10 protein-coding genes are annotated in these 22689 nt (G+C 61.9%); 4 read left to right on the top strand and 6 right to left on the bottom strand.

Translation table 11 applies throughout. From position 1 onward, the window contains the following. Positions 1-135: 135 nt before the first annotated feature. Entirely contained in the window at positions 136-3438 is a 3303-nt protein-coding gene (locus tag HNQ65_RS00690) for a fused MFS/spermidine synthase (RefSeq protein WP_184337365.1), read from the bottom strand. A gap of 139 nt (positions 3439-3577) precedes the next feature. Further along, complete coding sequence (gene purQ / locus HNQ65_RS00685) at positions 3578-4288, bottom strand: phosphoribosylformylglycinamidine synthase I (RefSeq protein ID WP_184337363.1); 711 nt, start codon at positions 4286-4288, stop codon at positions 3578-3580. 127 nt (positions 4289-4415) lie between these two features. Between purQ and HNQ65_RS00680 the strand changes: the two genes are divergently transcribed. Next, on the top strand, positions 4416-4859 hold the full coding sequence (locus HNQ65_RS00680; RefSeq protein ID WP_184337361.1) for a zinc ribbon domain-containing protein: 444 nt from the start codon (positions 4416-4418) through the stop codon (positions 4857-4859). A 43-nt stretch (positions 4860-4902) separates the two neighbouring features. Here HNQ65_RS00680 and HNQ65_RS00675 read toward each other — a convergent pair whose 3' ends face one another. The 4 genes from HNQ65_RS00675 to HNQ65_RS00660 form a co-directional block, all read right to left on the bottom strand. After that, positions 4903-5622, bottom strand: a complete 720-nt coding sequence (locus HNQ65_RS00675; protein ID WP_184337359.1) for a HEAT repeat domain-containing protein — start codon at positions 5620-5622, stop codon at positions 4903-4905. 151 nt (positions 5623-5773) lie between these two features. Beyond that, positions 5774-6469, bottom strand: a complete 696-nt coding sequence (locus HNQ65_RS00670) for a hypothetical protein (RefSeq protein ID WP_184337358.1) — start codon at positions 6467-6469, stop codon at positions 5774-5776. Then, a complete protein-coding gene (locus HNQ65_RS00665) occupies positions 6466-7119 on the bottom strand; it encodes a DUF2239 family protein (RefSeq protein WP_184337356.1) in 654 nt (217 codons plus the stop codon). The genes HNQ65_RS00670 and HNQ65_RS00665 overlap by 4 nt, the downstream gene beginning before the upstream one ends. 70 nt (positions 7120-7189) lie before the next feature. Continuing rightward, on the bottom strand, positions 7190-19459 hold the full coding sequence (locus HNQ65_RS00660; RefSeq protein WP_184337354.1) for an autotransporter outer membrane beta-barrel domain-containing protein: 12270 nt from the start codon (positions 19457-19459) through the stop codon (positions 7190-7192). Between the two features lie 168 nt (positions 19460-19627). On the opposite strand from HNQ65_RS00660, the gene HNQ65_RS00655 reads away from it, so the two are divergent. From HNQ65_RS00655 to HNQ65_RS00645, 3 genes are read left to right on the top strand one after another with little or no spacing between them, the layout of a single operon-like run. Beyond that, positions 19628-20140 (top strand): hypothetical protein, encoded by a 513-nt coding sequence (locus HNQ65_RS00655; protein WP_184337352.1) that lies wholly within the window; start codon positions 19628-19630, stop codon positions 20138-20140. Positions 20141-20157: 17 nt separating this feature from the next. Then, positions 20158-21258: a DNA-processing protein DprA gene (gene dprA / locus HNQ65_RS00650; protein ID WP_184337350.1), complete on the top strand. Its 1101-nt coding sequence runs from the start codon at positions 20158-20160 to the stop codon at positions 21256-21258. A gap of 33 nt (positions 21259-21291) precedes the next feature. Continuing rightward, positions 21292-22620: a carbon-nitrogen hydrolase family protein gene (locus HNQ65_RS00645; protein ID WP_184337348.1), complete on the top strand. Its 1329-nt coding sequence runs from the start codon at positions 21292-21294 to the stop codon at positions 22618-22620. Positions 22621-22689: the final 69 nt, after the last annotated feature.

Below are 22689 nucleotides of genomic sequence, written 5' to 3'. Positions count from 1 at the left end.
CGATCTCTCGCTGGCGACTTTAGCAGAGCTCTTTGCTGGGAGTGCCGATGTCCACGTCAGCTCTGCGAGCGCTATGTGCGGCGGAGCTTCCCGGAGCCGATGAAAAATCAGCACGCCCAGTGCTTGGTGGCACGCTCACTTTCCGGCCTTGGCACCGACAGTGATACCCTCGGCCTGCGGCATGGTATCAGGTGCGGTCTGCTGGAGCTGAACGGTGAATGGGGGGGATTCGCCGCCGACGCGGCCACCTTGGGCGAGGTAGCGATTGAGGTCTGCCACGGCTTCATCGAGGCGGGGGTCCTGCGCCTGCATGTAGGCACTGACACGCAAGGCCAGGGCACGCCCCTGCCAGGGGAAGGGCTGGCCGTAGCTGTGCACGGCGGCGAGTTGCTGCTGCAGCGGCAGGCGCATGGCCATCTCGCAGCGGGTGCTGAGCATGGTATCGCGCGCCACGCCCGCGGGGTAGGTGCGGTCCAGCTTGTCAAAGAGGGCGCGGAATCGCGGGTCTTTGACCGCTGGTGGGAACTGGGAGAGCGGGCCGAGGAGGCCGAGCGCCTCATTGAGCAGCGGCAGGTCACACCACGGGCTGGTCATGAGGGCATCGAGCCCCTCAGTGAGGTGGTCGAGGATGGGCTGGGGTTGCCGCTGGTGATGGCTGGCCAATGCGCGGAGCAGGCAGGCGTCCACCACCGAGAGCGGAGTGGCGACGGCGATGGCCTCCTGAGCATCTGGTGCGCCGGTACGGGCACGGGCATAGGCTTGGAGAACGCGGTCTGAAAGCACGGTAGCAGCGGGCATGGGGGCGGCCAAATAGGCGGCGTAGTCGCGTCGCCAGTAGCTCTTCAGGGAGGGCACGCGGTCGCGCACGTCGGCTGGGGCTTCGGCGGGGAGGAGGTCGGCGGTGGCGGACTCCCACAGGCGGCCGGGCAGGTGCAGGCGCTCGGAGTAGTAGAGGGGCAGGTCCAGCGCCCCCTGCACGCGTGGCAGGCTGCCACCGGCACGGGTGGCGGCGCGGGCGAGCTGCAGGGCGCAGTTGTCTCCACGCGCCACAGTGCGGGCAAAGCTGAACTCCAACCGGTTCATATCGTCGGTGTTGATGGTAGTGCCGGTGGCGGCAAGCGCGGTGCAGAAGCTGCTGCTGGCGATACAGCTGGCAAAGAAGCCCTCGGCCGTGTCCGTTTTCCACAGGCGGCGCAGGGCCTCGGCCATGGGCTCCTGCTTGATGCGCTGGCGCACACTTTCGATCTGCCAGGGGGCTTCGTCATTGGAGCAGACGAGCAGCATGTCGGAGCCTTGGGTGGACCAGACCTCCACCTTGGCAAAGACCTGGCGCAGGGTGCTGATGACGGTGGTGATGGCCTCGGGCTCCACCTCATACCCCTGCACCCACTGGCAGAAGATGCCGCCGGGGCCGAGGCGCTGGCTGGCATTGCGGTAAAACTCCCGGGTGTAGAGATTGGCCACGCCGGCGCGGCAGGGGTTGGAGGGCTCTGAGACGATGAGGTCGTAGTCCTGCCCGCGGGTGAGGAGAAATTCGCGCGCGTCTCCGGTGATGTTGCGGATGCGCGGGTGCTGCGTGGCATTCCGGCTCACGGGATCAAAGTAGCGCGCCACTTTGCGGATCTCCTCCTCCAGTTCCAGCACGTCCACGCGCTGCATGCCGGGCACGTCGGCCAGCCATCCGGCGGTGGTGCCGGTGCCCAGGCCCACGACGCAGGCTTGCTGCGGGTGCGGGTGCAGAATGGCACCAGTAAGGCCCAGCATCACCTGGGTGGAGGCATCCATCACAGCGGAGCCGTCGCTCTTGCCATTGGTGAGAAAGGAGTACTGCAGCCCGCCCACCACGGCCACGCTGGTCTCGCGCCCATCGTAGGCCTGCACCAGGGTGCGGCGCGTGCTGCGCTGCAGATTCTCCAAACTGAGCGCTGTGTTGAATTCACCATGCGTCACACGGCCGTAGCCGATAGGCGACTGCATCCACATGGCCGTGGGTCCGGTGGTTCCCAGCGCGCAAAAGCCACTGACGGCCAGCAGTACAAAAGCCACACCGCCACTCCAGCTCAGGCGCGGGGCGGGTGCAGATGAGGTTTCGGCAGAAGAATTGCGACGCAGCTGCAGCACGAGGGAAGCAGCAGACATCGCAGCCACCAGCAGCGCGGCCAGCAGCCAGCAGCCGGTGAGCTGCAGCCACGGCACGAGGATGAAGCCCCCCAGCAGCGAGCCGGTGATGGAGCCAAAGGTATTCCACAAATACGCGCGCCCCAGTTGCCGGCCTACCCCGGCATTTCCACGCCCCAGCAGGCTGACGAGCAGCGGAAACTGTATGCCGCTGAGCAGCGAGGGCAGAAATGCCAGCAGAGACATGACCACCGCCCAGCCCAGGGCCATGTGTCCCAACCCCAGGCCGCGCAGGCTGTCATTCAAGATGAGCGCCAGATGTGCGATGCGGTCCCCCAGTGCATAGGGCAGCAGAATGGCCAGCGCCTGCAGCGCGGAGACGAGGGTGAAACCCGCGATGCCGGGCTCGGCCTTTTTGAGCATCAGCGCGTAGAGCAGCCCACCCGTGCCCATGCCGGCCAGCACTACGCAGAGCACCAGCCCAAAGCCATACACCGAGCCGCCCAGCAGCGGTGTGGACACACGGTACCATACCAGCTCCGCCACAAAGAAGGTGAAGCCGCTCATGAAGGCCGCCGCCAGCACAAAGGGCGCGGGTGCCTGCGCGGCCACGCTCGCCTGCCCTGCCCCGCTGGCTTCGGCCTGCAGGCGCGGCTCTTTTTCTTGTACCGCAGAGATGCCCCAAGCCGCCAGGGCGATCCCCAGATTGGCCAGCACGGCGATCGTCAGCGTGCTGTGGTTTCCCTGGTTTGGCAGCAGCCAGAAGGTGCTCAGCAGCGCACCGCACACCGCTCCGGCGATATTGATGCCATAAAAGAACGCGGTGGTGGACCGGCGGGGGTCGTCATCGTGCTGCGCGAACTTCATGGCCGCTGGAAGCGTGCCGCCCATGAGAAAGCAGGGAGCGCCCAGCACCAGCGCGGTGATGAGGAGCTGCAGGCAGGTGGCCGGCCCAAGGCCCATGCCTGCGGTGCCGCCGGTCTTGAGGTAAAGGGAGCGCGCCAGCCCGAGCAGCGCCGGAGAAGCAGCCGCCGCCAGGGCGATGCCCACCTCCAGCCGTGCGTAAAACCGGAAGGGCCGCCCTACGCGCTCGACCCAGGAGCCAAAGAATTTGCCGCCAAAACCCAGCCCGCCCATGAAGACCGCCATGACCGCCGCCGCTGCCGGGGCTGCACCACCAAAGACCAGCCGAAACTCCCGGAGCCAGACCGTCTGATAAACCAGCGAGCAAAAGCCGGAAAGCATCAAAATGCACGCCAGCATGAACTGGGTGAGGCGGACGCTGGAATGTGTGGAAACAAGCGCGGCAGGAGACTTCATGAATCTAAATAATTAACTGGTAATTTATATAAATACCATATTAATGACAAATAGATTCGCTCCATGCAGAGCGCAAAAGTGCGCATAGGGCTCACCAGCCCCAAGTTTTTAGCCTCTGTCGCTGCGCGAAAAACAGTGCTTAATTCAACGCCTCGCGCGCTGACTGGAAGAGGTAATGACCCCAGCCATACTGCGTGTCTCCAGCCCAGTCAGGATCATAGTGCTGACTCTTGAAGATGAAACGCTCCGGATGCGGCATGAGACCAAAGACGCGGCCTGTGTCGTCCTGCAGTCCGGCGATGGCACTGGTGGAGCCGTTGACGTTGTTCGTGTAAAGCAGCGCGGCATGGCCGGACTTCACATAGCCAGCGGCGGCGTCCCCTTCGGTGACGAGGCGGCCTTCGGCGTGCGCCACGGGCAGCTCAAAGTTTTCAGGCAGCTTGCTCAGGTAGGGGCTGGCCTTGGTCTTGGTCTTTTTCAGACCCACCCAGCGGCAGATGAAGCGGCCGCTGGTGTTGTGGATGAGGCTGCCCTTGGGCAGGAGGTCGAGCTGGGTGAGGATCTGGAAGCCATTGCAGATGCCGAGAGCGTATCCGCCCTTTTCCACGAAGGACTTGAGACGGTCGCCGAGCTTCGACTTCGTGATCAACTGGGCGATGCGGCCTGACATCACGTAATCGCCGTAGCTGAAGCCGCCTGAGAAAACGATCATCTGCGCCTTGTCGAGGGAGGAGGGCTCCAGCAGAGCCACTGGCAGCACCTCGGAGGTGAAGCCCGCCGCCTCCAGAGCGCGGGCGGTTTCGGCATCGCAATTGGTTCCAGGAAACTTGAGAAGAAGGGCGTGGGGCATGGGTTGTGGCTGCCAGCATCTAGGCGAAGCCGCCGCTGGATGCAACCACCCATTGCGCACGGCCTGAGTGGAAACGGCGGCTGCTAATGGAATCGACAAAGCCCTCCCGCCCCGTAGCTTTATGCGAATGCCCCACCCGGCATCGACATCACAGACTTCCGGCTGGGGGTTCTTCCTGTTCATCGGTGTGGTGGTTATTTTGAAATGGCTGGAAATCGGATGCCACAAGGCGGAAATCCGTGCTGTCATCCGCAAAAAAGGGGCCAGGCACCTGCGCATCCACTGGCTGCCAACCCTCCTGGGGAACCGGGGTGGCCCCTCATACTATGAAGTAACCATCGCCCTGCCCTCTGGGAAACGTGTCACCACTGAATGCAGCTGCGGACTCTCCAGCGGCGTCTTTTGGAAGGATCCCCCTTGGTCCATGGACAAGTCCAGGAAGGCTGAGCCTGAAACCGGATTCATGGACACACAACGCCGGCGCATTGTAGCGGACTGCACACGCTGCGGCTACGGCATCGCGGAAGGTGCGGACGCATGCCCAAACTGCGGCACTGAAGTGAGCGGCTAATTGCCCGCAATGCCGCTGCGTATCGTGGTTTCAGCCTCTCGATTTACGGCAATCGCTCCTCCTGGAAAATGTGGCCGCACATCCAGTTGGGCTGGAGATCAGGCATGGACGCGATCGCAGCGTGCAGCTTATTCCAGCTTTCACGGGCTTTGGCGGGATGACTTTGAATCAGGCAGTCAATCGCAAGGGTCTGGTAGTGCACGGCCGATGCAGGCGGCAGACGTAGAATGGCCTCAATGACATTTAGATACCCCGCTTCATCACCGAGACGATGCAATGCCTTGGCCAGTTCGTGCAGCAGGTAGGGATTGTCCGAGTTTCGATATTCCTGCAGCAGAGAAAGGTTTTCCTGGCTGCCACACAGGCCCAGGGCGCGAATGGCGCGCGCTTGCAGATCAGGCGCTTCCACTCGCCTGAGATTCAACGCCCAAAAGCCTGGCGTCTCGAACGCCTTTCGATCCTTCATGTTAATACCCACAAGATCGAATTCGCCGCGTCGAAAAGCTGCCAGCACCACTTGTTGGTCAAGATCAAGGAACAGGCCGGAATAATGTGCAAAAGCCTGACTTGCCACGCCTGAATGGGAATCCAAGCTTAATTTTTCGAGGAGCCGCCGCGCCGTGGAGTCCGCTACTGCAAACCTGCCCGTCAGACAGTAGCGCACCTGCCATATGGATGAAGATGCATCCCGTTCCAAGTCATGTGCCGACGCCTGGATGCCAAACAAAGACAGCAGGATCAAGATGGTTTTCAGAGTTCTCATGGCGCACTATGTCTAACTAGAAATGTCGGCTGTGAAGTGATTGTCAAAACACGCTTTTTGACCGCTTTCCATCCATTAAATCCGGCCACCCCTACGATCTCCAGTCGCTCCCGCTTGAGGAGCAGCTCGTCGGGGGTAACGAAAGCTTAGATCACGTGACTCGAGTCATCAAATACGCCGCTTCAGACTGATGAAACTCATCTTGTGAATAGGCGCCATCATTTGTCATCAGATACTGCAGCCATGAGTCCAAATCCTCTGCCAACGTATAGTGATCAAGCCTTGCCTCCTCGTAGTTCGCTTCATCATCCACACTCACATAAAACATACGCCACTTGTCATCACTGACACTTCTACGAATCGCAATGTCTCCTGAAACACTGTAGGACTTTATGAACCGTACGAGCCTGACAGGCCCGTTTCCCTTACCCTCCCATTCCCGGTTTTGCCGCTCCCAGGCAATCACTTCCTCAGGAGGCAGGATGTGAATGATGTTCCGCCAGACGAGAACAGCTTCTTGCACCTGCGAGTAGAATTCGTGAATGAATGGAGGCAGGCTGATCTGAAACGCATCCTCTATGAGCCGCGCATCCGCCCTGCCCCAGCGGATCATGTGACGCACGGCAAAATCATATGAACCTTTGCCATACCGGCCAGAAACCAATTCGCAATAATGTTTGGGCTGCCTATTACCGGGATATTTATCGCAAAACCATTGCGCCAAAGGTTCAATCTTCCCCAGAAAGTCTGAGTCGGTCCGGTAAATCCGCCGCTCGCATTCTTTCTGTCTGAGCATATCCGCTGCATTAGGCATCAGGTAGGACTGAGATTGAGATGCCGCAGTCATGCCTGCATTCCTTCCATTTTTCGTTGAATGAGGGTCTGCCATTCTTCCCCCCACGCCAGCTTCATCACATGGTCGCTCACATCACGGGGCCAAGTGGAGAGATTTTCATGCAGCCGCTGCGCATCATGGGCAAAAAGGGCACGCGCCGCCTCCTCAAAGCCCGGAAGATCACCGGCCAGGGCTACCATGAAGTGGTAGGCACGTTCCTGTGCTTTCCGTGCTTGGTCTTTTTCGCTGCCTTGGCGACGGGCTTCCTCGACCAGCTTTCTCAGAGCCACCGAGGCTCCTCCAGGCTGTGTGTCCAGCCACTCCCAGTGGCGAGGCAGCAGTGTAATCTCCCGCGGCACCACCCCGAGCCTGGGACGACCACGCCCGCGCGGAGCTGCGGTTTCCACAGGGCCTTCTACAGCCGGGGTGGATTCAGTCTTGGAAAATCGTGCTAACAGGCGAGCTTCCACCTCTTTGTCCGTGCCCCGGGTGTCCACTTCGACCATGCGGCCTGTGGCATCGTCAAAGATCAGCACCGGCTCCTGCGGCAAACCTTCCAGTGCTCGCTTGAGCGCCAGAGCGTTTTGCAACAGCCCTCCTGTGGCGATCCGGTTGTACCCCTGAAAGGTGGAAAAAGATAGATGTGTGGCTGCTTCTAGCATGAGTCATGCTAATTTTACCCGGATAGAAATCAAGCCATATTATTATCCGGGTAAAAATAATCCACCTTCCTCAGAAGCTCTTGTTAAACCGGAAGTTGTAGAGATCCATGTGGTAGTGTTTGGCCAGGGCCTTGGTGTAGTAGAGGCCAAAGGAGAGGTCGTTCATGATGAGCACCTGCAGACCGACGCTGAGGCTGGCCATGGAGCCGAGGCCGATGGGGACATTCATCGGGTCCACTCCAATAGGGGCTCCTACAAACCCGGCTTTCACATAAGTGTCGTTGCCGTTGATGTAATACTGATAGCCCATCTCCGTGTGCAGGCTGATGCGCGTGGTATTGGTGACGATGATGGCCTTGCGCACGGTGACTGCGGGACGCACCCAGGCATGGGCTTCATTGTAGCCCAGCAGGGCCAGGTTGGTGGCCTCCACGACTCCGGGTGCCTGGGGGGTGGTGGCACCACCGCGTTCGCGTGCGGCACTGGCGCTGAGCTGGGTCACGCCCAGGTCCACCTGCGGCTTGATGTAAAAGGTGTCTCCTACAAACTCATGCGCATAGCGCACCATGGCGGTGAGCACCTGCATGTCGCGGTTTACACTGGTGTTAAACGGATAGGCCACAGAGCCGACACGTGTGCTGTCCATGCTGTTCCAGCCAAAGGATACAAGGGCCGCGATCTCGTGGCCGTTGTTTTTGTAGCGCACCAGGCCGCCAAAGCGCTCGGTGCTGCCATTGGCATTCCAGCGTCCTTGGTAACCGTTTGCATTATTGTCTTCATACGAGACGGCCAGGCCGGCGCTCCAGTGCTCATTGATCATGTCTTCATATCCCAGCGCAAAACCGAGCGTCTGCTGGCGCACGGTCTTGTAGTCGTCGTAGGCACCGTGGAGTGTGTTGGAGCCGAGGAAGTCAAACCAGATGGTGCGCTCCTTGAGCGAGTAGCGCGTGCTGCCGCCGTTGAGCATCGTCTCGCCAAAGCGCTGTGTGCCGCGCAGCATCTCCGCCTGCTGCTCGCCGTAGAAATCCGGCCCGAGCTGGCTGAGCAGCTCGCGATACGTCGTCATGTCCGGCGCATAAAGCAGCGCGATGATGGTGGGGGCCAGCAAGGGGGAGCTGCCCGCGTTTTGGATGTTGTTGAAGTAGCCGCCGACCTCCAGGAGATTGCGCCCCAGGCCGCCGCCGGGCGGGTTGAAATTGATGTCATAGCTCAGGACCGCATCCTGCCCCGTGGCGGGATACTGCAGGTCGTAGGTGATGACGACCGAGGGCGCTGTGGTAAGCGCAGCGCCGTCATCGGTGACACCGCCGTCTGCATGCACCAGCACTTTTTCGAAGTGGCCGATGGGCACGAGCTGCGGATTGAGCAGCGCCACATCGATGCGGCCTCCGAGCTTGGCGGTGCCGGTCATGGAGATGTTGTCGAGCTTGTCCGTACCGAAGTCCAGCTCGTTGAAGGTGGTGCCGGTGCTGCTCTGGATGAAGCTGCCCGTCATGTTTGTGTGCTGGGCCAGGCCGCTACCGCCGGGGACCAAAACACTATCATTGATGAGCAGATTGTTCGAAGCTCCCAGCAGGAACTGCGGTCCGAGAACGAGGAGCGCGCCAGCGGCATTATTGAAGCGGTTGGCTCCGCTGCCGAAATCCGCACTGCCCACAAAGGCGCCGTTGTTCTGGAAGGTGTCGTCCCCTTCCTCTCCCACAAAGGCCTGGCCGTTGACGCCCTGCGTACCGTAAACGGAGCCGTTGTTGGTAAAGAGGTTTGTCGCTCCGCCAGAGAATTTCACACCGATGCCGCCGTCGCCGAAGAGAATGCTCTTTGCAGTGGTCAGTGTCACCGTGATATTTCCCTGCGTGCCGCTGCCTTTCGACTGCGCAAAGATGCCGCTGCCTCCAGCACCTGTGGCGCTAATGCTGCCATTCATCACCAAGGTGACAGGTCCGGAGTTCCCCGTGCCGCCAGCCGCGCCGGCAAACAGGTCATCCACCAGCCCGCCGCCTCCGGCGAGGCTCTGCAGAATGATGCCGGTGGAGCGGTCTCCCTGCACCACCACATTGCCGTTTTGGGTCAGATCGATGAGGCCGCCGTTGCCGGTGTTGTCCGTGTTCAGCGTCACCGCGATGAGCGAGGGATCGAGATCCGTGAAGACCGCTCCGCCGCCGCCGCCGATGGACTGCAGTAGGATGCCGTGGGACAGAATGCCATTGGTGCCCACGTCGCGTGTGTTGATGATGGTGATATCTCCACCATTGCCTGAAGCACCATTCTGCCCGCCAATGTCCACATTCAGACCGGATGCCCCTGCCAGAGTCGTGTAGGTCAGCCCCCCTCCTGCGCCGATGGACTGCATGATCAGACCGGGAGAACGGTCGCCGCTGCTGGTGACGGGAGCGCCTGAGAAGGTGGTGTTGATGGTGCCGCCATCGTTGTTGAGGCCGCCATTGCCACCGAGCGTCAGGCTGGTGGCAGTCAGTGGCGGCGGAGGAGGAGGCAAGGCCATGAGGCTTGCTGGCGGAGGAGACACCAGCATGGGGGTGACCGTGGGCACTTTTTTAAGTGTGATGAACTGCACGCCACCACCACCACCGATGGTCTGCACGGTGACGCCAGCGCTCTGCGTTCCCTGGGCATCTACGCCGCCGGTCTGGTTGAAGGTCACATTGCCACCGCTGCTGCTGTTCACGTCTTTGCCGCCCAGCTTCACAACGAGGTTGATGTCTGAATCCGTCGCGAGGGTGACATTCTGAGAGCCTCGGCCACCGCCGCCGCCGATGGACTGCAGCAGGCCGCCGCCATTGTTGTCGCCATGGGAGTAAATGCTGCCCAGGTGGGTGGCTTCCACCGCTGCCCCTACCGCACCAAAGATGGCGTCCGAACCCACCTTGACCACCGAGTCCAGATAGGCATACGCGGTGTCAATGTCTCCAGCATTGCCGGGCAAAGGCAGTCCGTTGTCGCCTAGTCCCTGAGCCTGCTGGCTGAAGTCCATGAACTGGTTCACATTTCCTCCGCCGCCATTCACGCTCTGACTGAAGAAAGCCACGCTGTTGTTTCCAGTCATGCTGATGGAGCCGCTGGTGTTGATGGTCACTTTTCCGGCCGTGCCAGTGGAGCCGCCACCAAGGAGGGTCTCCAGCGCGAGGTTGGCCGCCATCCACACCGGACTGGAGATGGAAAGGGCGGAGTTGCCACCACCACCACTCACAGACTGGGCATAGATGCCAAAGGCATTGTCCCCTTCGGCAATGATGGAGCCAGAGTGGTTCACCGTGACAGCGCCGGAATCACCTCCAGTGCCGCCAAAGCCGCCAAGCGCAAAGGTGGAATTGGCACCTGCCAGAGTGGCCTTGGGATTGGTCTTCAAATTGCGGGAGAACGCCAGCGCAAAGCCGCCATCGCCACCGCCGCCACCAATGCTCTGGGCGTAAATGCCGTAGGCACCTTTGCCCAATACATGAATGCTGCCGGAGTTGTTGACCGTCACAGCGCCGCCCGTCCCACCTTGGTCTCCTTGACCGCCGATGGCCACATTGAAGGTTTTGTTGCTGCTGGGGATGCTTGAGCCAAAGGCAAGATCTCCCGAAATGGCCATGCCACCATTGCCGCCGCCGCCGCCCACGGACTGGGCCACGATGCCGTGTGCTCCAGCCCCCTGGGTGGAGATGCTGCCTTGATTGGTGACTTCCACCACACCTGCGGATCCACCCTGCCCTCCATTGCCACCGATGGAAAACTGCACCTGGCTGACCGTTGTGCCGCCATCTCCTGAGCCAGTGCCACGGCTGATGGAGGCCACATTGCTGCCGGTACCGCCGCCGCCGCCCACGCTCATGGCCAGAATGCCATACGCCTTGTCACCGAGGGTGATGATCTTGCCGCTGTTCGGGTCTGCCGTGATCAGATTGTTCACGGTGACATTTCCCCCCGTGCCGCCGGTGCCTCCGTTTCCTCCAATATTGATACCTACATTGTTTCCGCTGGTTCCAGCCAGGGCGGCACTAAGCACGGAGTTGCCATTGCCTCCGCCGCCTCCGATGGACTGGGCAAAGATGCCCACCGAAGCAGCTTCATAGGTACCGATTCCACCGCGATTGGTCACAGTCACTGCCTTGCCGTCTCCGCCAGTGCCGCCATTGCCGCCCACGTTGACCGCCACACGTGTGGTGTTGCTGGCATTTGTGGTGGTGGGATGCATGGCACGTAGAATGCTGATGGCAGAACCGCCATCGCCACCGCCACCACCGATGGACTGCGCCAGGATGCCATGCGCCGCCAGATTATGCGTAACGATGATGCCGTCATTGATCACGTTTACAATACCACCGTCCATACCTGGACCACCCACGCCGCCGATTCCCATGGTGATACCGGTGTCTCCAGTCTTGGTGCCGCCCGAATAAGTGCTGCCACCATTGCCGCCACCGCCTCCGATGGACTGCGCCAGCAGGCCTGCCGCCTCTTCGCCAAAGGTCTCCACGATGGAGGTATTGGTGAGGTCCACCTGGCCGCCATAGCTGCCACTGCCACCAGTGCCCCCGAGGCTCATCGCGATCACTGGAGCAGTGATGCCAGCGGTGTTGGCCTTGCCGCCATTGCCACCACCACCACCGACGGACTGAGCAAAGGCACCGTAGGCACGCCTGCCCGTAGTGGTTATCTTGCCGTTGGAATTCAATATAACGGCGCCGCCGTAACCACCCTGCCCGCCTGCCAGGCCGATGGCAATTGCAGCACTTTGCGGGCGGGTCTGACCCAGATCGTTCTGATCAGTGGGTACCTCACCACTGATGGTGGTGGAGGAGCTGTTGCCACCGCCGTTTCCTATGGACTGAGCCAGAAGGCCAAAGGCCATCTCTCCCGTGGTGCTGAGCGTGCCGGTGTAGTTTAGAGTTACGGTACCACCGTAACCTCCTGTACCACCCTCACGACCAATGGTGATGCCCATTTTACCTCCGTCGGCTTTCACAAAACCGACGTCCAGTCCGGCATTACCACCGCCACCACCAATGGACTGCGCCAGGATACCGATGGCCTGTTTGCCCACCGTAATGATATTCCCAACCTGAGTTACCGCAACGTCGCCACCGTTACCGCCATCTCCTGTGGCACCTCCTACCGCAACGCTCAGCGCCATGTTCTGGTTGGGTTTGTTGTAGAGATTGCTGTCTGCAGAGGTGCTGGCTCCAGCATGTGTCACACCGATGTTGAAGTTGGCATTCCCTCCCCCGCCACCGATGGACTGAGCCAGGATGCCGTAAGCGTAGTCCTTCTTGGTCTCCACGGCACTGTAGTTGACGACCGTGGCCGAGTGGCCACTGGCTGCGGTGCCGCCACCGCCGCCGATGGTGAAGACGGCTGCAAAACCAGGCTTGGACGAGGCCTCGCCGATGGTGCTGTAGCCGACGTTAAAATTCATGCCAGCATCGCCGCCGCCACCGCCGATGCTGGAGGCCTCGATGCCATAGGCGTTGACACCGTCCGTGGTCACCTTCCCTGCGGCCAGCGTGGCGGTGCCACGAAGCACCGTGGCATTGCCAGCCTCGCCACCGCTGCCACCCGTACCACCCACGCCCACGGTGATGGGATTGCTGTTCTTGGCGTAGATGCCAGTCACATTCATGCCGCCCGTGCCGCCGCCGCCACCGATGGACTGTGCGGCCACGCCCCTGGCGTTGTCTCCAGCCGTGGTCACAGTGCCCGTGTTGATGATCGTGACATTGCCAGCCACGGCACCGTCTCCGGCGGTGCCGCCGATGCCCGCGATGATGCTGAGATCCGTGTTGCCTCCGGAACTCTCCGAGGACGCAAAATTGAGCTGGCCACCCACGTTCATCGCGCCGTTGCCGCCGCCGCCGGCAATGCTCTGAGCCATGATGCCGTGAACCCAGTTGCCTGAGGTGATGGCATCACCAATGAGGGTCACATTCACATCGCCGCTGCTCGCGCCAGCGCCGCCAGAACCGCCGATGCCAAAATTCACCGAGGGCACGCTGTTCTGTTTGGCGATGGCCAGACCGCCTGTGACATTGAGGCCGCCATTGCCGCCGCCGCCGCCGATGGACTGCGCCAGCACCCCAGCCGAGGAGGTGTCGTCGTCATTGTTGATTGTGCTGGTATAAACATTCGTCGTGGCATTCACCGTCACAGTCTTGGCAATGCCACCCGCCCCTGCAGAGCCGCCTACGCCAAAGAGCAGGCCGGAATCTGAGGTAATGCCGCCGCTCACGTTCATGGCACCCGTGCCACCACCGCCACCGATGGACTGCGCCAGAATGGCCGAATGGCCGGTGCCATAGCCAGTGATGCTGTCTCCGCCGGTCACATTGACTGTGGCGGTGCCTGCATTGCCGCCATTGCCACCGTAACCGCCCACCCCAACCACGATGCCATAGCCATGCCCGGTGCCGCCCACGTAGGAAATGCCGCCGCTGACATTCATGCCGCCATTTCCACCACCGCCGCCAATGGACTGCGCCATGATGCCATTGGAGCCTTCACCATCCACATAGACTGCCTGGGCAGGATGGCCACCGACGGGTGGAAGCACTACCATAGGACGAGCGGTAAGAGTGCCGTTATAGTTCACGGTGACAGCTTCGCTGCTGCCACCGTTGCCGCCAAAGCCACCCACTCCCACAGAAACCGCCGCCGTGGTGGCCGGACTTTGAGCGAAGGCCATGGTGCCCGTGACATTGATGCCCCCATCTCCACCCGCACCACCGATGGACTGCGCCTCGATGCCGTGGGATTGATTGCCCTGAGTGATGATGTTTCCTGTCGCATTTACCGTAACGACTCCGCCGTTTCCGGCAACACCACCAAAACCGCCCAAACCCACACCAATCGAGGCTCCGCTCTTACCGGTGATGTTGAGACCGCCGGTGATGTTCATGCCACCCGCTCCGCCACCGCCGCCAACACTTTGTGCGAGAATGGCTGTGGAGTTGTCCCCAATCGTGCCGATGAGATTGTCATAGGCACTAGTTGCCACCACAGTGCTGGTTACGGTTCCTGCGTTACCACCAGCACCGCCAAAACCTCCGACACCAACGCCCAGCGTGCCGCCATTTTCCTTGGTGACATTGATGCTCCCTGTCACGTTTAAGCCGCCTGCTCCGCCGCCGCCACCTAGGCTCTGAGCAGCAATGGCGACGGAACCCTTTCCTGAAGTGATCACACCGCCTGTAACGTTGCTGATAACGTCTTTGCCGTCACCACCATCACCACCCAGCCCGCCGATCCCGATGGCCAGTCCACCGCTGCCCGTCTTGGCTGCGGTGATGGTTCCAGACACATTGAGGCCGCCGCTGCCGCCACCACCGCCCATGGACTGGGAAAGCACGCCATACGAATTGTCTCCCTGGGTCTGGACATAGCCGACCACGGTGTTGGTCACCAGCGCCCCGGCATCGCCACCAGTGCCACCGCTGCCGCCGAGGCCAAAGGCCAGGGCCCCTGCTCCATCCTTGGCCATGGCGATGGCACCACTGATGCTGATGCCGCCACTACCACCGCCTCCGCCGATGGACTGCGCCACGACGCCCGAGCTGTCTTTGCCCACGGTGTAGGCACTTCCGGTCAGTGTATTTGTAACGTTAGCCGCGTTTCCACCTACACCACCACTGCCGCCGAGACCAATGCTCACTGCCCCTGAGCCCGTGCCAGCGAGAGACACTGCCCCGCTGATGGCCATACCACCGCTGCCACCGCCGCCACCCAGACTCTGGGCCAGAATGCCTAGAGAGCCATCCTTCTCCGTGGTGATGATGCCTGTGACGTCAGAGATTACGATACCAGCGTTACCGCCAGCTGCGGCACTGCCACCGATGCTGATTCCCAGGGCACCAGCCCCCGTACCACCGGCTGCGATTGGCGCAGTGATGTCAAAACCGCCATTTCCGCCGCCGCCGCCGATGCTCTGTGCCAGCACGGCGATGGACTTCTTACCCTTGGTAGTCACGTTGTTCGTTACCTTCAGGTCCACGGTGCCTGTAGCGTTTCCACCGCCACCGCCGGAACCTCCGAGCCCGACCCCGATAGCGCCAGCACCGTTACCGATCGCCACAGGCACGCTCACATCAAAACCACCGCTGCCGCCACCGCCGCCAATGCTCTGCGCACCGATGCCTATGGAGCCGTTTCCTTCTGTCAGCACATTACCGGTACTCCGGAGAGTAACGGCGCCACCGTCACCACCACCAGCACCAGAGCCACCCAGCCCCACTGAGATGGCCCCGCTGCCAGAGGCGGTCGCTGCCAGGGCCACATTCACATTAAACCCGCCGCTGCCACCGCCACCGCCGATGCTCTGTGCCATGAGACCGGCAGAGCCCTTGCCCACAGTATGGATGGTGCCGCTGGAGGTCAGCTCCACTTTCAATCCATTGCCACCGCCAGAGCCGTTGCCCCCCAGGCCGACACTCACGGCACCGGCCCCCGTGCCGCCTGCTCCGGCGACGCTGACATTGTAGCCGCCATTGCCGCCGCCACCGCCGATGCTTTGTGCCAGAACGCCGTAGGAATTCTCCAGCAGTGTTTCCACCTTTCCGGTCACTGTGGCGTAAACTTCCCCGCCGTTGCTGCCGGAGCCGCCGCTGCCGCCCAGCCCTACGCTGATGGCTCCCGAACCGGACATGCTGCCCGCTCCCGAGGCAGACACATTGTAGCCACCGGTGCCGCCACCGCCGCCGATGGACTGCGCCACCACGCCGGAGGAGTTCTTGCCATAGGTGCTCACGTCATTGTTCACGGTGAGGCGCACCGTGCCTGAATAGCTGCCTGCACCGCCGCTGCCACCCAGCCCCACGCTGATGGCACCGCTGCCGCCGCCTGCGCCAGCACCAGCCACACTCACGTCGTAGCCGCCTGTGCCACCACCACCGCCGACGCTTTGCGCCACGACTCCATGAGAATCTTTGCCGTAGGTGGTGATTTTGCCGATGGATGTGTTCACCGTGACGTCCTGGGCGTAGTTCCCCGGCCCGCCACTGCCACCCAGCCCCACCGTAATGCCACCACTGCCAGCTGAGGCGCCAGCGCCTGCCACGGCAATGGAGAAACCGCCCGCACCACCTCCTCCGCCGATGCTTTGCGCCACCAGACCGGCGGAACTGTCCCCTTTGGTCAAAATAGTGCCTGTAGAGCTGACGGTGACCGAACCGCCAGTACCCCCTGTGCCGCCACTGCCGCCCAGGCCTACGCTGACCGCGCCGCTACCCGTACCTGCCAGTGCTCCGCCTGCCGCCACACTGAAGCCCCCCGTACCACCTCCGCCCCCTACGGACTGCACCAGGACACCGGTGGCGTTTTTGCCATAATGCGCAGGGATATCTGCACCTGTGACGGGGTCCTGCGCACGGGCGATCATGACGCTGGATGTCTCCACATCCGACTGGAGATCCGCCTTGACCGTGCCGCCATTGCCGCCGCCTCCGCCTTTGCCGCCCAGTCCTACATTCACTGCGGCTGCATCTGTGATCGAGCCAGCAGCGCCTGCTGAGACGGCATAGCCGCCATTGCCGCCACCACCGCCGACGGACTGGACGACGATGCCCTTGGAATTGTCTCCACGGGTGAGGATGCTGCTGTTGCGCGTGGCCAGGGTCACATCCCCGCCGTTGCTGGCAGGACCGGCATTGCCGCCGATGGAGAGCCCCATGGCACCCGCAGGGCCACCACTGGCTGTGAGGGACACGGCGATGGAGCCGCCGCCATTGCCACCACCACCGCCGATGCTCTGCGCCTGCAGGGCCGTGGAGTTGTTCCCAATGGTGGTGATGGTACCCTCAACCCCTGCCTTTACAGTGCCGCCAGCGCCACCACCCGCGCCCGTGCCGCCGAGCCCGATGGCCAGAGACCCGCTCATCGCCAGACTGGTACTGCCCGCCACGGACACAGCCAGGCCGCCATTGCCCCCACCGCCGCCCACGCTCTGCGCCAGGAAGCCGTAGGACTGATCTCCCTGGGTAAAGATATCTCCTTTGAAGCCGCTGGCCGTCAGGACACCTCCTGAACTGAAGGCACCCGCCGAGACGTCGCCGCCTTTGCCACCTCCGCCCCCGTTTCCACCTATGGCCACGCTCAGTGAGCCGGAAGTAAAGCCGCTGGAAAGAGCCACGGCCACGGCAAAGCCGCCGCTGCCGCCGCCACCGCCCACGCTTTGCAGAAACACAGCCGTGGAGTTGTCTCCAAAGGTGGTCACATTGCTGGAGCCGCCTGTGCCCCGGCCCAGGGTCACAATGCCACCGTCACCAGCGCTGCCGCCCTGCCCGCCCACGGCAAAAGAGGCCGCAGCATCAAACCCGGCCGTCACCGTCACGGCACCGCCGCCATTCCCACCGCCACCACCGACGGATTGTGCGTAGATGCCCTGGGAGCGGTCTCCCGTGGTACCAATGAGTGAGGCCTGTGAGCTGCTGATGCCCTGCAAGGTGATGTCCACGTTTCCACCTTTGCCGCCCTTGCCGCCGTCGCCACCCACGCTGACTCCTGCCATGAGACCGATGGAGCCTGAGCTTCCTCCATTGCCGCCGCCACCACCAATGCTCTGCGCCAGGATGCCCTGCGCATCCTTGCCACGAGTGGTGATGGTGCCGCCTTGAATCACCGTAACGACGCCGCTGTCACCTCCTCCAGAGCCAGTACCTCCCACGGACACCAGACCTCCGGTGGATCCGCCATCGCCACCACCGCCGCCGATCGACTGGGCCACGATGCCTCGTGCGCCATCATTCTCCGTGGTGATCGTGCCCAGATTCCACACGGTAACGGCAGAAGCATTTCCCGCCTTGCTGCCACCGCCGCCCAAAGCCAGGAGGCCAAACGAATTCGAACCGCTGCCCCCGCTGCCACCGATGGACTGCGCCATAATGCCGTCAGCCTTCACCCCCGTCGTGTGGATGGTCCCACCCACACGGTTTTCCACGGTCACCACTCCACCGCTACCGCCGTTGGATCCGGCTCCGCCCAGTGCAAAAAGCCCTACCGAAGTCCCTCCCGCACCGCCACCACCGCCGATGCTCTGCGCCATGATGCCGCGCGCGCCCGCCCCCGTGGTGGAGATGACCCCTGAATTATACACATTCACCTGCCCGCCATTGCCGCCATTGTCCGCAGCACCATTGAGGGAAAGCAGGAGATTTGCGGAAGTGCCAGAAGAACCACCGCTGCCACCGATGCTCTGGGCCACGATGCCATGCGCCTGCGAACCGTAGGTGTAGATGGAGCCCGTGCTGGAGTTGGTCACGGTCACGGTGCCGCCATTTCCACCGTAATTTCCCGAGCCAGCCTGACCTACCAGCCCCCAGGTGCTGCCGCCGTTACCGCCGTTGTTGCTCACGCTCAGTGCATAGATGCCGTAGGCACCGGCTCCTGCAGTGATGATCGTACCGTTGTTGGTGACGGTCACGTTGCCGCCATCGCTGGAATGCCCGCCCGTGCCCCCACCTGGAGCAGCAAAGCCGCTGCCCCCGTTCCCCGCCTGGCCGCTCCGGCTGTAGGCGTAGATCCCATACATGTTGTCCCCCGTGGTAGCGATCTGAAATCCTGTGTTGTTGATGGCCGTCACCGTGCCTCCTGCCCCGCCATTGCCACCGTCCCGACCGTCCCAGAAGGAAAGATAAGAGTCGCCGCCATTGCCCCCCTTTCCGCCGATGCTTCCCACCTCCAGGCCGATCTTGTTGGTGGTCGAGATGTTAAAGCTGGTCGTGTAATTGACCGTCGGGCCCGCAGCGCCATTGCCACCAGACCGTGGGGGCACAAAGAGCGCGCCGTCACGGCCATTGGAGCCATTCTGACCGGTGTAAACCACCCGCACTCCATCCGCTCCCGACACCACCGTGGGCGGCGTGGTGGCCCCTGCTGTGTCGGCCCCAAGGAAGTTCGCCTGCAGATCCGTGTAGAGAATCTCATACCCCAGCGTGGCCGTCTTGGTGGCATCGAGCGGATTCTGCAAGGTCACGGTTTTGGTCGTGGTGTCTTTGCTGAGGATCTTGAAACCCACCGGCGGACTGTCCTCGTTGTAGACAGTGTCTCCCACGGCTTTGACCAAGAAGACGTAGCCGTCTTCGGTGCGCACAAAGGCCGTGGTGCCAGCAGTCGGTGTGCCGACGGGGTCGGTGATCAGGGAGCTGACCTTGGTGGACATGCCTGTTTCCGGGTTGGAAACTGTTTGTCCCACCGTCGAAGTACTGGAGGGGGGCGGGTCTGCCGCCAGGAGGGGGTGCGCCATTCCTGCCAGCATCACAAAAATCATGACTGCGTCAGTCAGCAGACGGCTGAGGGGCTTTTCATGAGAGAATGAAGGTGCCACCGTAGAGGACTTCGGGTAAGTTGCGCGCATTGTTAAAAATCTAGTTTGCCTCGTTATTTATGGCAAATATATATTTAACCAACATCCCCACCCAGCCTCTTCTTTAGTTTCCCCGCTTATGCCACGTGGCGTATGCACTCTTGAGCCCTGAGTTTGCCCGGTTGCACAGACCGGGGCTTAGGGTAGTTTTCTCCAGCCATGTTTAAAGACCTCCTCTCCCCCCAGAACACTTTCATTTACGGCATCGTGCTCTGCGGCATTTTCTTGGTGCAGTCCCTCTGGGGTCACTGGAAGACCAAGCGCGAACTCAAGCGCTACAAAGGCATGCTCAGCGACAAGCTGGACCTCGACTCCAAGCAGACGCAGGACATCAACAAGGAGCGCGCCGCGCTGAAGCAGGAGAATGAAAACCTGCGCATGCAGATCGCCCGCCTGAACGAGCGCCCGGACAACAAGCTGCAGCGAGAGCTGGAGATCCTGGCCCGTGCCGAGAAGCAGATGATCATCAGCGCCCCCGGCTTTGCCCCGGCATGGGAGATGGCCAAGTCCGCCGCCCTCAGCCAGCTGGAAAATGAGGAGCGTGGCCAGTCCTTCCCGCAGAAGATCTTCCGCAAGCTGATCGGCTCTGGCTCCTCACAGACGAACGTCGCCCTTCCGGAGTCCGCCGCTGCTGCCGCCAAAAACGGCGAAGCCACCGCTGCCGCCGCTTAAAGCGCACACCACGTGGAATGACGCGCACCGAGGCTTGGCTTGTGCTCAATCTGCTCCCGCAGGTGGGGCCCGTACGTGTGCGCAAGCTGCTGCAGTACTTTGGCAGCCCGGAGCACATCTTGAGCGCCAAGGTCACGGACCTTTTGCAGATCGAGGGCTTTGGCCTGGCGCAGGCAGAAAACATCGCTGGCTGGGAGGCGCAGGTGGATCTGGCAGACGAGCTGAAAAAGATCAGTGATCGCGGATTAACGCTGCTCACCCAAGAGGATGAGCTGTACCCGCCGCTGCTGCGCACCATTCACAATCCGCCGCTCGTACTCACCGTATGGGGAGAGCTGACCAAGCGCGACCACAACGCCCTCGGCGTGGTGGGCAGCCGCCATGCCACCCACTACGGCCTCAGCACCACCAAGAAGCTGAGCTTTCAGATCGCGTATGCGGGCTATACGGTGATCAGCGGCCTGGCTCGCGGCATTGACACCGCTGCGCACGAGGCAGCCCTCGCGGCCAAGGGGCGCACGGTGGCGGTCATCGGCTCTGGCATGGGCCAGCTCTATCCGCCGGAAAACATGGCGCTCGCGGAGCGCATCGCTCAAAACGGCGCGGTGATCAGCGAGTATCCAGTGGACCGCATCGCTGACAAACAGACCTTCCCCTATCGCAACCGCATCGTGGCCGGGTGGGGCTGTGGACTCATCGTGGTGGAGGCGCCGCTGCGCAGCGGATCTCTCATCACCGCGCAGCAGGCTAATGAGCAAGGGCGCACGGTTTATGCCGTACCCGGCCCCATCGACAAGCCCACCTCCGCAGGCTGCAACCGCCTCATTCAGCAGGGAGCCAAGCTCATCATGGACGGAGCGGATGTGCTGGATGATCTACAGACACTCTTCCCAACCGCCCCTTTGGCCCCCAAGACAGAGGAGCCACGCCCAGCCGCCAATCTGACATTGGAAGAAGAGATCCTCTACAAAGCGATCAGCACCGACGAGGCTCACATCAACGACATCACGTCCGCCTCCGGCCTCACCCCCGCCACCGTCTCCTCGACTCTCATGCGCCTGGAAATGAAGCGCCTGATCCGTGCACTGCCTGGAAGGCGGTATGTACGGATGGTGTGAAGACCGATGTCTCTGCAGACGTATTGAGGAAGCATGAAATCGATTTTGCTTCTCCTTTGCCTGCTGGCCACGGCTTCTCAAGCTGCCCTGTCTGACGAGTGGGCGCTGTGGGCTCCGCGTGATGAGGCAAAGCCGACCGCCGAGGCAAGCCCCAAAGGCGGCCACGAGGGCAAAGGCGCGCTGATGCTGGAGACAGGCGCTGGCGAGCACTGGATCGGATGCTGGACGCGCACGCTGCCGGTGGAGGGCGGGAAGTATTATGAGTTCAGCGCGTGGAAGAAGACCAGCGCCATGCCGGTGCAGCGCCGCAGCGTGTATGCACGCATTTTATGGCAGGATGAGAATGGCAAACCTGTGACATGGGAGGAACCTGCCAAACAGGGCTACGCCAAAGGCACCGTGCCACGCGCAGAACCCGAGTACCCGCAGATGGCGGAAGGCAAGGCAGGCCAGTGGACCCACTGCCAGAGCACGCTGCGCGCACCTGTGAAGGCCAAACAAGCGAAGATAGAGCTGTATCTGCAATGGGCTGCTAATGCACGTGTGGAGTGGAGTGATGTGGCTCTGAGCGCCGTGCCATCCCCTGCCCCGCGCAAGGTCAGGCTGGCCACGGTGCATCTGCAGCCCAAGGACGGCACCCATCCCTCTGACAAACCGCCGCAGTATGCGCCGCTGATCGCGCAGGCCGCGCAGCAGAAAGCAGACCTCGTCGTGCTGGGAGAAACGCTCACGTATTACGGCACGCACAAGAAAATGGAGGAATGCGCCGAGACAGTGCCGGGACCGAGCACCGATTACTTTGGCAAACTGGCCAAGGAGCATAATCTCTACATAGTGGCCGGACTGGTGGAGCGCGATGGCAAGACGATTTACAACACCGCCGCGCTGCTGGGCCCGGATGGAAAGATGGTGGGCAAGTACCGCAAGGTGACGCTGCCACGCGGAGAGATCGAGTCGGGCATCACCCCCGGGCATGAGTACCCGGTGTTTGACACCCGCTTTGGCAAGCTGGGCATGATGATCTGCTACGATGGCTTTTTCCCGGAAGTCGCACGCGCTTTGACGATCAAAGGCGCGGAGGTGATCGCCTGGCCGGTGTGGGGCTGCAATCCCATGCTGGCGGCTGCGCGCGCGTGCGAGAACCACGTGTATATCGTCAGCAGCACCTACACGGACGCCCGCAAGAACCAGTGGATGATCTCAGGCATCTTTGACCATTACGGCGACGTGCTGGCCAAGGCGGAGGAGTTTGGCACGGTAGCCGTGGCCGAAGTGGACCTGAGCGAGCCCAGCCACTGGAACAGTCTCGGAGATTTCAAAGCCCAGATCCCCAGCCACCGCCCGCCTGCGCTGAAGGAGTGAGGGAGATGATGCTGAGTGAGAAATGGGAACACTGCGGAACGAACATGGATGTGAGTTCTACACTGGCAC

Origin of the sequence: Prosthecobacter vanneervenii (assembly GCF_014203095.1) — a bacterium.
In the GTDB taxonomy this organism is placed as follows: domain Bacteria; phylum Verrucomicrobiota; class Verrucomicrobiia; order Verrucomicrobiales; family Verrucomicrobiaceae; genus Prosthecobacter; species Prosthecobacter vanneervenii.
The sequence above is the reverse complement of the archived record's forward strand: the minus strand, read 5'-3'. Positions and strand labels throughout refer to the sequence as shown.

Excerpts from the sequence above, each read along its gene's own strand:
- HNQ65_RS00645 (WP_184337348.1), top strand. The coding sequence starts at position 21,292 with ATGAAATCGATTTTGCTTCTCCTTTGCCTGCTGGCCACGGCTTCTCAA.
- HNQ65_RS00690 (WP_184337365.1), bottom strand. The coding sequence starts at position 3,438 with ATGAAGTCTCCTGCCGCGCTTGTTTCCACACATTCCAGCGTCCGCCTC.
- HNQ65_RS00665 (WP_184337356.1), bottom strand. The coding sequence starts at position 7,119 with ATGCTAGAAGCAGCCACACATCTATCTTTTTCCACCTTTCAGGGGTAC.
- HNQ65_RS00675 (WP_184337359.1), bottom strand. The coding sequence starts at position 5,622 with ATGAGAACTCTGAAAACCATCTTGATCCTGCTGTCTTTGTTTGGCATC.
- HNQ65_RS00670 (WP_184337358.1), bottom strand. The coding sequence starts at position 6,469 with ATGACTGCGGCATCTCAATCTCAGTCCTACCTGATGCCTAATGCAGCG.
- HNQ65_RS00680 (WP_184337361.1), top strand. The coding sequence starts at position 4,416 with ATGCCCCACCCGGCATCGACATCACAGACTTCCGGCTGGGGGTTCTTC.
- HNQ65_RS00660 (WP_184337354.1), bottom strand. The coding sequence starts at position 19,459 with ATGCGCGCAACTTACCCGAAGTCCTCTACGGTGGCACCTTCATTCTCT.
- purQ (WP_184337363.1), bottom strand. The coding sequence starts at position 4,288 with ATGCCCCACGCCCTTCTTCTCAAGTTTCCTGGAACCAATTGCGATGCC.
- dprA (WP_184337350.1), top strand. The coding sequence starts at position 20,158 with ATGACGCGCACCGAGGCTTGGCTTGTGCTCAATCTGCTCCCGCAGGTG.
- HNQ65_RS00655 (WP_184337352.1), top strand. The coding sequence starts at position 19,628 with ATGTTTAAAGACCTCCTCTCCCCCCAGAACACTTTCATTTACGGCATC.